Below are 12820 nucleotides of genomic sequence, written 5' to 3'. Positions count from 1 at the left end.
CTCTAGGTGACCCCGCGTTGGTTCGAGCCGGGCTGCCCTGGCCCGGAGGATTCGGCAGGGGCCGCGGCATCCGCGAAATCTGCACCGTCGACGAGCGGATGGGCCAGTTCATCGGCCGGCATCCGCGCCACCACCATCGCGACGACGGCCATCACCGGGCACACGGTCCCGGCGACGAGGAAGATCAGCCACAGCGGCAATACCTCGGCGGCCGGCCCGGCCAGTGCCATGGAGACCGGCATGAGGGCCAGGGACACGAAGAAGTCCAGGCTCGAGACGCGGCCGAGCAGATGCGGCGGCACCCGGCGCTGGAGCAAGGTTCCCCAGATCACCATGCCCACGCCGCCGGTGGCGCCGAAGATGAAAAGGGCGGCGGCCACGGCCCAGAAACTGTCCATGATTCCTACGGCGGCGATCGGCAGGCTGCCCGCGCCCCAGGACACCATCATCACGGTGAGGTAGCGGCGCGGAAGGGGAAAAGAAGCCGTGGCCAGCGAGGCTGCGGCGCCGCCCACGCCCATGATGGCGAGCAGGAAGCCGAACATGCGCGCGTCCCCGCCGAGCTGGTCCCGGACCACGAACGGGACCAGGACCTCGATGGGGCCGATCAGGAACAGCACCGAAATGCAGGCCCAGAGCAGGGTCCACAGCAGCCAGGGCGTCCGGACGGTGTAGCTGACGCCCTCGCGGAGGTCGTGGCGCAGGGATGTCTTGGCCCGTTGGCTTTGTCCATCCTGAACTTCCGCCCCTGCCGCGGGCTGGCGGTGGAGGAGGTTCAGGATGGTGAAGGCCAGCAGGTGGCAGGCCGCAACACCGGTGACGGCGTAGGCGGGGGACAGGGCCGCCACCAGGATGCCCGCAACGGCCGGCCCGGCGGCCTGCTGCAACAGCGGCCGCATGGTCCCCTCCAGGCCGTTGGCCGCGAGCAGGTCCTCGGGCGGCAGGATCCGCGGCAGGATGGCGGAGTAGGCGGGGAAGAAGAACGCGGCCCCGACGCCGAGCACGAAGGCCCCCAGCGCCAGATGCCACAGCTCGAGCAAGCCGGCCATGGCAAGCCCGCTGACAGTGGCAACGACGGCGAGGTTGGCGCCCTCGACCGCGATGATCAGGAGCCGCTGGGGTACGCGGTCCGCGGCGATGCCGCCGGCCAGCAGAAAAATCACCAGCCCGACGCTGCCCGCCGCGGCCACGACCGAGAGCTCCAGCGGTCCGCCGCCCAGGTGGATCACCTCGTAGACCATCGCGACGGCCCACATCCCGGAACCGAAGATGGAGATGGCCAGCGCCGTGATCAGCACGCGGTACTCCCGGTGCGCGAAGGGGCGGAGGGCTCGCAGGGCGGGCATGGGCCCAGTCTAGTAGCCAGCCGCGCGGCCGGGCTGGAACACTCCGGGGTCCATCGGCGACCCGCCTGCCGGGCCGTGCCCTAGTGTTAAGTGAACTTACTTTTTTAGTTCCGACGAGAGGCGATCATGGCCAAGCGCAGCAACCCGGCAATGAAGGTTGCCCAGCAAACAGCCCACAGTGCGATGTTCGACGCCGCCGGCCGGCCCCGGCCCGGACTCCACAAGGTGCTCCTGCGGGCGGTTGAAGTCCAGCGGCCCCTGGTGCTGGCCAATATCCGCAGGCTCCAGCGCAGGCACCCGCAGGCCACGGCGGCCCAGCTCGCCGCCATCCTGGAGCGCGACTACCTGCTCGCCGTCACCGGCGGCGGTGCGCTGGTCGGCGGGGCGGCAGTGATTCCGGGCGTAGGGACTGCGGCGGCACTCGGCCTTTCGGCCGCCGCGGCCGTCGGGTTCCTCGAAGCCACTGCCCTGTATTCCACGGCGCTTGCTGAACTGCACGGCGTTCGGATGGTGGATCCGGACAGGGCCAGCACCCTGGTGATGGCGATCATGCTGGGCGAGGAAGGCACCCAGCTGCTGAGCTCGCTGAGCGGGCAAGCGGCGGCACGGGGCAGGGGGCCGTCCCAGGCCTGGACTGCGGCCTTCGCCCGGAGCATGCCCCTCGCCGGCTTCGGCACCGTGCGGGCCAAGATCCAGACGATGTTCCTGCGCTCCCTGCTCAAGACCCAGGGCACTGCCCTGCTGGGCCGTGCCCTGCCCTTCGGCGTCGGCGCGGTCGTCGGCGGAGTCGGCAACCGGGTGATGGGCCGCGCCGTCGTCGCGAACGCCAAGGAAGCGTTCGGGCCCATCCCGGACACGATCCCGGGCGAACTGCAGGCCCTGGCGGACACCACCGGGCCGGCCGCGCTCTACGACACGTCCCTGGACGCGCAGCCGGATTCAGCCCCGGACAGCGGCACTCAGGGCGGCGGCACCCGGGGCAGCGGCGCGCCGAAGACTGCAACGAAGGACGGCGGCACGTTTTGGATCTGAACACTGACCTGGGGGAGTCCTTCGGGACATGGACCAAGGGCGACGACGCCGCGATGTTTCCGCTGGTCACAAGCGCCAGCGTGGCCTGCGGAATGCACGCCGGCGACCCCGTGACCATGCTGGACACCTGCCGGGCGGCGTACGAACTCGACGTCAGCGTCGGCGCCCACATCGGTTACCCGGACCTGGCCGGCTTCGGCCTGCGCTCGCTGGACATGACCTTTGACGATCTCTTTGGCGCCGTCCTCTACCAGCTCGGAGCGCTCGACGGCGTCGCCCACGCCGTGGGCGCCTCGGTGGACTACGTCAAGCTGCACGGGGCGCTCTACGACCGCACCGTGCACGACGCCGAGCAGGCCTCCGCCGTGATCGCCGCCATCCAGGCCTACGATCCCGGGCTGCCCGTCCTCGGCTTCCCCGGCTCAGCCCTGCTGGAAATCGCCAAGGAAGCCGGGCACCCTGTTTTCTCCGAGGCCTTCGCCGACCGCGCCTACTTCCCCGACGGCACTCTCGTGCCGGGCACGGAGGAAGGGGCCCTGATCCTCGACGCCGGACAGGTTGCCGAGCGGGCGGTCAGGCTCGCCACGAAGGGCGAAGTCGAGGCCGTCGACGGCACCGTGCTCCGGATCGAGCCGCACTCGCTGTGCCTGCGGGCGGACACGCCCGGCTCCGTTGCCACAGCGGCAGCGATCCGTGCGGCGCTGGAGGCCGCCGGCGTCGAGCTGGAGTGCTTCGCCTGAACCGCGGGCGTTGAACCGCGGGCGTTGAACCGCGGGCGTCCCCCCCCCCCCCCCCCCCCCGGGCCCGGGGCTGCCCCAGTGTCCTAAGGCCCTATCCGGCCCGGAATGTGCCCCTTAGCTTGAGGGCATGACTGCCGGAGGGGCCGCGGGGTTGGACGGACCCGCCTCGGATGCAATGTTGAAGCTGGGCCGATTCTTTACGAAATGGGACCAGACCGACGACGGCAGGGCGGTGTTCCGAGAGGGTGGCCGCAAGGGCGACATCTTTTACCGGGACCGCTGGAGCCACGACAAAGTGGTCCGGTCCACACACGGGGTGAACTGCACCGGTTCCTGCTCCTGGAAGGTGTACGTCAAGGACGGCATCATCACCTGGGAATCCCAGCAGACCGACTACCCCTCCGTGGGCCCGGACAGCCCGGAATACGAGCCACGGGGCTGCCCTCGCGGCGCGGCCTTCTCCTGGTACACCTATTCGCCCACCCGGGTGCGTTTTCCGTATGCGCGGGGCGTCCTCGTCGAGATGTACCGCGAGGCCAAGGCCCGGCTGGGTGACCCGGTGCTGGCCTTTGCCGACGTCGTGGGCGACCCTGAGCGGCGCCGCCGCTACCAGCAGGCCCGCGGCAAGGGCGGCCTGGTGCGTATCTCCTGGCAGGAGGCGGTCGAAATCGCCGCCGCCGCGCACGTGAACACCATCAAGGCCTACGGCCCGGACCGCTGTGCCGGCTTCTCGCCCATCCCGGCGATGTCCATGGTCTCGCACGCCGTGGGGACCCGCTTCATCCAGCTGATCGGCGGGGTGATGACGTCCTTCTACGACTGGTACGCCGACCTCCCCGTGGCCAGCCCGCAGGTTTTCGGGGACCAGACCGACGTCCCGGAATCGGGGGACTGGTGGGACGCCCGGTATCTGATGATGTGGGGCTCCAACGTCCCCGTGACCCGCACCCCGGACGCGCACTGGATGGCCGAGGTGCGGTACCGCGGCACCAAGGTGGTCACGGTCAGCCCGGACTATGCGGACAACACGAAGTTCGCCGACGAATGGCTCCCCGCACAGGCCGGAACCGACGCCGCGCTGGCCATGGCGATGGGACACGTCATGCTCAAGGAATTCTTTGTCGACCGTGAGGTGCCGTTCTTCGCCGACTATGTCCGCCAGTACACCGACCTGCCGTTCCTGGTCCGGCTCGAACGGCGCGACGACGGCTCCCTGACCCCGGCCAAGTTCCTCACCGCCCGGGACCTCCCGGCCGCTGCCGGGGCCGAGGATGCGGCGTTCCGCACCGTCCTGTTCGACAAGAAGACCGGGCTGCCGGCGGTCCCCAACGGCTCCATGGGCTTCCGCTACTCAGACAGCGGCGAGGGCAAGTGGAACCTGGACCTCGAGGGGATTGAACCGGCCCTGTCGCTCCGCGAGGTTTCCGGGGAAAGCGCCGAGATCCTGCTGCCGTGCTTCGAGGACGCAGGCGGGGACGGCAGCGTGCTCCGGCGCGGCGTGCCCGTCCTGGAGGTGGAAGGCCAGCTGGTCACCACCGTCTTCGACCTGATGCTGGCCCAGTATGGGGTCGGCCGCGCTGGGCTCCCGGGGGACTGGGCCGCCGGCTACCAGGACGCCGCGACACCCTACACCCCGGCCTGGCAGGAGGAGATCACCTCCGTCCCGGCGCAGGCCTGCATCCGAGTGGCCCGCGAATTCGCCCGCAACGCCGAACAGTCCAAGGGCCGGTCCATGATCATCATGGGTGCCGGGATCTGCCAGTGGTTCCATGGCGACACCACCTACCGGGCGGTGCTGGCCCTGGTGATGCTGACCGGCTGCATGGGCCGCAACGGCGGCGGCTGGGCGCACTACGTCGGCCAGGAAAAGACCCGGCCGGTCACCGGCTGGCTGTCGCTGGCCAATGCCCTGGACTGGTCCCGGCCGCCGCGGACCATGATCGGCACCGGCTACTGGTACATGCACACGGACCAGTGGCGGCAGGACGGTTACTCCGCGGATGCGCTGAAGTCCCCGCTCTCCACCGGGGCCCTGGACGGCATGCACACCGCGGACGCGCTCGCCCAGTCCGCCCGGCTCGGCTGGATGCCGTTTTACCCGCAGTTCGACCGGAACCCGCTGGACCTCGCGGACGAGGCAGAGGCGGCCGTCGCCGCCGGCACCGCGACGAACGCCGCCGGCTACATCGCCGATGCCCTGAAGAGCCGCACCCTGACCCCGGCGATCGAGGACGTGGACGCCCCGGAGAACTGGCCGCGGACCCTCGTGCTGTGGCGCTCGAACCTGTTCGGCTCCTCCGCCAAGGGCAACGAGTACTTCCTGCGGAACCTGCTGGGCACACACAACAATGTCCTGGGCCAGGACCACGCCGAAGGGCTCAAACCCCGGGACGTGAAGTGGCACGATCAGGCGCCGGAAGGGAAGCTGGACCTGCTGGTCTCGGCGGACTTCCGGATGACCTCCACCACGCTGCTGTCCGACGTCGTGTTCCCGGCCGCCACCTGGTACGAGAAGCACGACCTGTCCTCCACCGACATGCACCCGTTCGTGCACGCCTTCACCCCGGCGATCGACCCGCCGTGGGAGACCAAGACGGACTTCGACATGTTCCACCTGCTGGCCCAGGAGTTCTCCCGGCAGGCCAAAACCCACCTCGGCGTGCGCCGGGACCTCGTGAGCGTGCCGCTGCAGCACGACACCCCCGGCCAGCTCGCCCAGCCCGGCGGGATCGTCCGGGACTGGCGGGACACGTCCATCCCCGCGGTCGCCGGGCAGAACATGCCCATCTTTTCCGTCGTGGAGCGGGACTACACCGCCATCGCGGACAAGCTCGCCGCCGTCGGGCCGCTGGCCGACAAACTGGGCTTCACGGTCAAGAACGTCACCTACAAACTCGCCGGAGCGTTGGACCGGCTCAGCCGCTCCAACGGCGTGATGCTCGGCGGCGCCGCGGACGGACGCCCCGCGATCGACACCGACGCGAAAATGGCCGAGGGCATCCTGGCCTTCTCCGGCACCACCAACGGCGCGCTGTCGGTGCAGGGCTTCAAGGACCTGGAACTCCGCACCGGGCGGAAACTGGCGGACCTGTCCGAGGGGTCCGAGGAAAAATTCATCACCTTCGCCCAGACCCAGGCCGGCCCCGTCCCGGTGATCACCTCCCCGGAATGGTCCGGCTCTGAGACGGGCGGGCGGCGCTACGCCCCGTTCACCATCAACGTCGAAAGGCTCAAGCCCTTCCACACCCTGACCGGCCGGATGCACTTCTTCCTCGACCACGACTGGATGATCGACATCGGCGAGGCGCTGCCGATCTACCGGCCGCCGCTGGACATGCACAAGCTCTTCGGCGAACCCCGACTCGGCCAGGACGGGGCCATGGAGGTGGTGGTCCGCTACCTGACCCCGCACTCCAAGTGGTCCATCCACTCCGAATACCAGGACAACCTGCTGATGCTCTCCCTCTCCCGCGGCGGGCCCACGGTCTGGATGAGCCCCGCCGACGCGGCGGCCATCGAGGTCAAGGACAACGACTGGGTGGAGTGCCTGAACATCAACGGCGTCCTGGTGGCCCGGGCGATCGTCAGCCACCGGATGCCGGCCGGCGTGGTCTACGTCCACCACGCGCAGGAACGCACCATCGACGTGCCGAAGTCCGAGGCCACCGGGCGGCGTGGCGGCATCCACAACTCCGTGACCCGGCTGCTGGTCAAACCCTCGCACCTGATCGGCGGCTACGCCCAGCTCGCCTACGCATTCAACTACCTCGGCCCCACCGGAAACCAGCGCGACATGGTGGCCACCGTCCGGCGTCGTTCCCAGGAGGTGCAGTACTGATGCGTGTCATGGCTCAAATGGGCATGGTCATGAACCTGGACAAATGCATCGGCTGCCACACCTGTTCCGTGACCTGCAAGCAGGCCTGGACCAACCGTGCGGGCACCGAATACGTCTGGTTCAACAACGTCGAAACCCGCCCCGGCCAAGGCTATCCGCGCCGCTACGAGGACCAGGAAAAATGGCACGGCGGCTGGGCGCTGAACAAGCGCGGCAAACTGGTGCTCAAAGCCGGCGGCCGGGTCAAGAAGCTCTTCGGGATCTTCGCCAGCCCGGTCCAGCCCGAGCTCAAGGACTACTACGAGCCCTGGACCTACGACTACAAAACCCTCGTTGACGCGCCGCTCGGTGATGACTTCCCGGTGGCCCGGCCCAAGTCCCTGATCACCGGTGAGGACACCAAGATCACCTGGTCCGCGAACTGGGACGACGACCTCGGCGGCTCCGCCGAGAACGGGCATCTGGACCCGATCGTGGAGAAGGTCCGGCGGGAATCCGAGGACAAGATCAAGTTCGCCTACGAACAAACCTTCATGTTCTATCTGCCGCGGATCTGCGAGCACTGCCTGAACCCGTCCTGCATGGCTTCCTGCCCTTCCGGCGCTATCTACAAGCGGGTGGAGGACGGGATTGTGCTGGTGGACCAGGACAAGTGCCGCGGCTGGCGCCAGTGCGTCACCGGCTGCCCGTACAAGAAGATCTACTTCAACCACAAGACCGGCAAGGCGGAGAAGTGCACCTTCTGCTACCCGCGGGTGGAGGTGGGCCTGCCGACGGTCTGCTCGGAGACCTGCGTGGGCCGGCTGCGGTACCTGGGGCTGTTTTTGTACGACGCCGACGCCGTCACCGCGGCGGCCTCGGTCACGGACCCGCAGGAACTCTACGACGCCCAGATGGACGTGCTGCTGGACCCGAAGGACCCCGCCGTCCAGGCAGAGGCCCGGGCCCAGGGCATCCCGGAGGACTGGATCGACGCCGCCGGGCGCTCGCCGGTCTACGCCCTGGCCAAGGTCTACAAGGTGGCGCTGCCGCTCCACCCGGAATACCGGACCATGCCGATGGTCTGGTACGTGCCGCCGCTCTCACCTGTGGTGGACCTGCTGCGCGACCAGGGGCACGACGGCGAGGACGCCGGCAACCTGTTCGGCGCCATCGACGCGCTGCGCATCCCGGTGGAGTACCTCGCCGAGCTCTTCACCGCCGGCGACGCGGACCGGGTCACCGCGGTGCTGAAGAAGCTCGCGGCGATGCGCTCCTTCATGCGCGGCATCAGCCTCGGCAACGACCCGGACGACGCCATCCCGGAGGCCGTGGGGATGGACAGCCAGAGCATGTATGAGATGTACCGGCTGATGGCGATCGCGAAGTACGAGGAGCGCTACGTCATCCCGAAGGCCCACGTGGAGCAGGCCCACGACCTCGAGGAGATGGGCTGTTCGCTCGATTTCGAGGGCGGGCCGGGCATGCAGTATACGGCCCACTTCGGCGAAGCCAGCGGACGGCCCGTCCCCGTGGCGGTGGAAACCTTCAACGCCCTCCGGGACCGGCAGACCTCCGGCTCCGCACCCGGCGAAACCACCCTGCGCGGCAGGGTGAACCTGCTGAACTGGGACGGCACCGGCGCACCCTCCGGGCTCTTTCCGGAGAAGGCGCCTCCGGAAAAACCGCCGCCGCCGAAACCGGCAGGGTCCGTGGACTCCCCTCCGGCGGGGGAGCAGCCATGACCCGCCGCCAGCAGGTCCTCTACCTCGCCGCGGCCTGGTGCCTGTCCTACCCGGACGAGGAGCTGACCGGCCGGGTCCCGCTGATGCGGGCGGCGCTGGCGGAGTTCCCCGGCGCCACGGCGGACTTCGTGGAGGTCCTGGACCAGCTGGAATCCACGCCGCCGATCCAGCTCCAGTCCCAGTATGTGCGCGAGTTCGACCTCGGAAAGCGCCACGCCCTGCACMTGTCCTACTGGACGGACGGGGACACCCGGCGCCGCGGGGAAGTGCTGGGCAACTTCAAGAAGACCTACCGGCAAAGCGACATCCTGGTGGACACCCACGGCGAACTGCCCGACTACCTCCCGATGGTCCTCGAATACGCCGCGCTGGTGGACCTCGCCGCCGGCCGCGGGCTGCTGACGCGCTTCCGGGCGAGCCTGGAGATGCTCCGCTTCGGACTGCTCCGGGACGGGCTGCCGCACGCCCGGATCCTGCAGGCCGTCTGCGCCACGCTGCCCGGGAAATCCCCGGCGGACGAGCAGGCGGTCATGAGAATGGCCGGCTACGGGCCGCCCACCGAGGCCGTGGGCCTGGACCCCTACGATCCGCGCCTGCTGCCGGTGAAGGGGGCCTGACCATGCTGGCATTCGAAGCGGAACCCGGATCCGCCGTCGGACTCTCCGCACTGGACATCGTGCTGTGGGGCGTGCTGCCGTACGTCATGGTGGTGGTCCTTGTCGGCGGACTCGTCTGGCGCTACAAATACGACCAGTTCGGCTGGACCACGAGGTCCTCCCAGCTCTATGAGTCCAAACTGCTGCGGATTGCGTCCCCGTTGTTCCATTTCGGCCTGCTCGCCGTGATCGCCGGACACTTCTTCGGCCTGGTCATTCCGATGGCGTGGACCCAGGCGGCCGGAATGAGCCAGGAGTTCTACCACTTCAACGCGCTGCTGGTCGGCGGCATCGCCGGGGTAGGAACGCTGGGCGGGATCCTTCTGCTGATCTACCGCCGCCGGACCACCGGACCGGTCTTCATGGCCACCACCGGGAATGACAAGACCATGTACGTGGTGCTCACCGCGGCCATTGTGTTCGGGCTGTGGACCACGCTCGCCAGTGTCTTCGAGGGCGAGCACGGGCACAACTACCGCGAGACGGTGGCCCCGTGGTTCAGATCCCTGTTCATCTTCCAACCCGACATCGCGGCCATGGCCGCGGCGCCCTTTTCCTTCCACCTGCACACCCTCGTGGGCATGGCACTGTTCGTGATCTGGCCGTTCACCCGCCTGGTCCACGCCTTTACGGCCCCGTTCCACTACCTCTTCCGCCCCTACATCGTCTACCGCTCCCGGGACCGGGACACCGGCGGGGCCGGGGCCAAAGGCACAGCCGGCGCCCGGAGCGCCACGGCCGGCGCGCGGCGGGGCTGGTCCGCCGTCGGAACCCGGGACCGGGACACCAGGAACCGGTGACCCGTGCCATAGCTGAACTGCGTTGCTGAACTGCGTTGCTGAAACGAGGAAGGAGACCACCGTGGCCGGAGCAGTGTCCCCGCCCGTCGCCGCCCCCGCGGGCCGGGCGCTCAACCTGACGCTCGCCACCTCGACCTCCGTGGTGTGCTTCTGGGCCTGGAACTCCATCGCCACGCTGAGCGCGTACTACACCCAGCACCTGCATCTCAATCCGGCCACCACCGGCGTGCTCGTGGCCATGCCCGTCTTCGTCGGTTCGCTGGGGCGGATCGTCGTCGGCACCTTGACGGACAAGTACGGCGGCCGCGCCATGTTCACTTTTGTCCTGCTGGCCTCCATCGTCCCGATCCTGCTGGTGGCCGTCGGCGGCAGCCTCGACTCCTTCGCCCTGGTGCTGGGTGCCGGCGTGCTGCTGGGGGTCGCCGGAACCGTCTTCGCCGTCGGGATCCCCTTCGTCAGCGCGTGGTACGAGCCCGCCCGGCGGGGTTTCGCCACCGGCGTCTTCGGCGCGGGCATGGGCGGAACGGCCCTGGCGGCCTTCCTGAACCCCCGGCTTGTCGCCGCAATCGGCTACTTTCCCACCCATCTGCTGATCGCCGCTATCCTGGCGGTCATGGCCGCCATCATCTGGTTCCGATTGAAGGAGGCACCGGGCTGGACCCGCAGCAACGCGCCCGTGATGCCCAAGCTGATCGACGCCGTGAAGACCCCGGTCACGTGGAAGTTGTGCTTCCTCTACGCGGTCCTCTTCGGTGGTTTCGTTTCCTTTGCCACGTATCTGCCCACGTACCTCCGGGATGTCTACAGCTTCGATCCCAGCGCGGCCGGCGCCCGCACGGCGGGGTTTGCGCTCGCCGCCGTGCTGGCGCGGCCGGTGGGCGGCGTACTCGCCGACAAGATCGGTCCCAAGCCCGTGGTGATCGTCGCGCTCGCCGGCGTCGCCGTGCTCGCTTGGGTGGTGAACCTGCAGCCCGACGGCGACGTCCCCGCCGGCCTGACGTTCGTCGCCATGGCGGCGGCGCTGGGCCTGGGCACGGGCGGGGTGTTCGCCTGGGTGGGCGTGCTCGCGCCGCAGGGGAAGGTCGGCAGTATCAGCGGGGTGGTGAGCGCGGCCGGAGGCCTGGGCGGCTACTTCCCGCCGCTGATCATGGGTGCCACCTATGACGCCGCAACGCACAGCTACTCGATCGGGCTGCTGCTGCTCGTCGTCACCGCGCTCGCGGCCCTGGCCTTCACCGTGTTCGCCATGCAGGGCCGGCCCAAGGCGAAGGTCGCGGCCGCCTAGCCGGCGCCTGTCCGCGGAGGATGGCTAGCCGAACAGCAGGGTGGCCAGCGTGAAGATGGCCAGCCCGGCCAGGGCGCCCACCACCGTGCCGTTGATCCGGATGAACTGCAGGTCCCTGCCGACCTGCAGTTCGATCTTCTGGGACGTCTCCTCGGCATCCCAGCGGGCCACGGTGTCCGTGATGACCCCCGCGATGTCCGAGCGGTAGGTCTTCACGAGGTAGCCGGCCGCGTCGCCGATCCAGGCGTTCACCTTGCCGGCGAGCTCGGGATCGACCAGCAGCCGGGTGCCGAAGTCATGCACGGCCGCCTTGAATTTGACGGTCAGTTCGCTGTGCGGGTCATCGACGGCGGTGAGCAAGGCCGTCTTGATGGTGTCCCAGGTGCGGGAGGCGAGCTCGCGGACCTCCGGGTCACCGAGCACTTGGGCCTTGATGCCCTCGGCGCGGGCGATCATGACCGGATCATGCTGCAGGTCCTGCGCGAGTTCCTTGAGGTACTTGTCGATCGAGAGGCGGACCTGGTGCCGCGGATCGGACTGCACGGCGCGGGTGAACTTGAGGATCTCCACGTACACTTTGTCGCCCACCAGCCCGTCCACGAACGACGGCACCCACGTCGGGGACCGGTCGGTGACCAGCCGGTTGACCGTCTCCTGGTTGTCCCGCACCCAGTCCACGGTGCGGTCCACCAGCAGGTCCACCAGTGCATGGTGGTGCCCGTCGTCGAAGATCCGCTCGGCGAGCCGGCCCACCGGCGGCCCCCACGGCGGGGTGAGCAGGTGTTTGCGGACCATGGACTCGATCACGGCCTGGACATCGTCGTCGTTGAGGACCTTGAACGCGCCGCGGATGACGGCGGCACCCTCCCTGGCGACCCGGTCCGGGCCGCCCGGGCTGGAGAGCCAGGCGCCGGCCTTGCGCGCAATGTCTGCGGACGCCAGCTTCTCCTGGACCACCTGCTCGGAGAGGAAATTGGTTTCCACGAATTCGCCCAGCGAGGCGCCGATCTGGTCTTTGCGGCGCGGGATGATCGCGGTGTGGGGGATCTTGATGCCCATGGGGTACTTGAACAGGGCCGTGACGGCGAACCAGTCCGCGAGGGCCCCGACCATGCCGCCCTCGGCCGCGGCACGGACGTATTCGAGCCCGGGATACTGCTTCTGCAGGGCGAACGCGATGATGAAGATCACCGCCATGACGACCAGGAGCGAGAGGGCCAGGAGCTTCATCCGGCGCAGCGCCGCGGCCTTCTCGACGTCGCTGGAGGCAGCGGGACGCTGGCCGGGGGGACCGTCCGGCCGGGCGCCGCCCGGACGTCCCGCGGCACCGGTCAGGGAAGTTGACTCAGTATTCACCTGCATGAGCCCAGCCTAGCCCGCCACGGAAACGGAGGGTCCG

At 69.0% G+C, this 12820-nt stretch carries 9 protein-coding genes; 7 read left to right on the top strand and 2 right to left on the bottom strand.

All coding sequences use genetic code 11. The features are described 5' to 3' along the window. Positions 1-2 precede the first annotated feature (2 nt). Positions 3-1346, bottom strand: a complete 1344-nt coding sequence (locus AC1DXI_RS04500; protein ID WP_476937620.1) for an MFS transporter — start codon at positions 1344-1346, stop codon at positions 3-5. Positions 1347-1472: 126 nt separating this feature from the next. Between AC1DXI_RS04500 and AC1DXI_RS04495 the strand changes: the two genes are divergently transcribed. From AC1DXI_RS04495 to AC1DXI_RS04465, 7 genes are all read left to right on the top strand, one after another. Continuing rightward, on the top strand, positions 1473-2378 hold the full coding sequence (locus AC1DXI_RS04495; RefSeq protein WP_476937619.1) for a hypothetical protein: 906 nt from the start codon (positions 1473-1475) through the stop codon (positions 2376-2378). After that, entirely contained in the window at positions 2369-3118 is a 750-nt protein-coding gene (locus tag AC1DXI_RS04490; protein WP_476937618.1) for a 5-oxoprolinase subunit PxpA, read from the top strand. The genes AC1DXI_RS04495 and AC1DXI_RS04490 overlap by 10 nt, the downstream gene beginning before the upstream one ends. A gap of 127 nt (positions 3119-3245) precedes the next feature. Next, positions 3246-6956 carry a nitrate reductase subunit alpha gene (locus AC1DXI_RS04485; RefSeq protein ID WP_476937617.1) on the top strand — a complete coding sequence of 1237 codons (3711 nt, stop codon included), beginning with the start codon at positions 3246-3248 and terminating at the stop codon, positions 6954-6956. After that, a complete protein-coding gene (narH, locus tag AC1DXI_RS04480; protein ID WP_476937616.1) occupies positions 6956-8680 on the top strand; it encodes a nitrate reductase subunit beta in 1725 nt (574 codons plus the stop codon). The genes AC1DXI_RS04485 and narH overlap by 1 nt, the downstream gene beginning before the upstream one ends. Then, positions 8677-9297, top strand: a complete 621-nt coding sequence (gene narJ, locus AC1DXI_RS04475; protein WP_476937615.1) for a nitrate reductase molybdenum cofactor assembly chaperone — start codon at positions 8677-8679, stop codon at positions 9295-9297. The genes narH and narJ overlap by 4 nt, the downstream gene beginning before the upstream one ends. A gap of 2 nt (positions 9298-9299) precedes the next feature. Then, positions 9300-10136: a respiratory nitrate reductase subunit gamma gene (gene narI / locus AC1DXI_RS04470; RefSeq protein WP_476937614.1), complete on the top strand. Its 837-nt coding sequence runs from the start codon at positions 9300-9302 to the stop codon at positions 10134-10136. 61 nt (positions 10137-10197) lie between these two features. Beyond that, positions 10198-11421, top strand: coding sequence for an MFS transporter (locus AC1DXI_RS04465; RefSeq protein ID WP_476937613.1), 1224 nt, complete (start codon positions 10198-10200; stop codon positions 11419-11421). 24 nt (positions 11422-11445) lie between these two features. On the opposite strand, the gene AC1DXI_RS04460 is transcribed toward AC1DXI_RS04465, so the two are convergent. Then, positions 11446-12783 (bottom strand): DUF445 domain-containing protein, encoded by a 1338-nt coding sequence (locus tag AC1DXI_RS04460; protein WP_476937612.1) that lies wholly within the window; start codon positions 12781-12783, stop codon positions 11446-11448. Positions 12784-12820: the final 37 nt, after the last annotated feature.

The sequence above is a fragment of the Arthrobacter sp. P1_H7 genome (assembly GCF_056405215.1).
Note: the sequence above shows the minus strand (reverse complement) of the source record. Positions and strands in the feature narration are given on the sequence as shown.

What these genes read in the sequence shown, in the direction of transcription:
- AC1DXI_RS04485 (WP_476937617.1), top strand. Translation starts at nt 3,246, where the DNA reads ATGACTGCCGGAGGGGCCGCGGGGTTGGACGGACCCGCCTCGGATGCA.
- AC1DXI_RS04500 (WP_476937620.1), bottom strand. Translation starts at nt 1,346, where the DNA reads ATGCCCGCCCTGCGAGCCCTCCGCCCCTTCGCGCACCGGGAGTACCGC.
- AC1DXI_RS04460 (WP_476937612.1), bottom strand. Translation starts at nt 12,783, where the DNA reads ATGCAGGTGAATACTGAGTCAACTTCCCTGACCGGTGCCGCGGGACGT.
- narI (WP_476937614.1), top strand. Translation starts at nt 9,300, where the DNA reads ATGCTGGCATTCGAAGCGGAACCCGGATCCGCCGTCGGACTCTCCGCA.
- AC1DXI_RS04495 (WP_476937619.1), top strand. Translation starts at nt 1,473, where the DNA reads ATGGCCAAGCGCAGCAACCCGGCAATGAAGGTTGCCCAGCAAACAGCC.
- narH (WP_476937616.1), top strand. Translation starts at nt 6,956, where the DNA reads ATGCGTGTCATGGCTCAAATGGGCATGGTCATGAACCTGGACAAATGC.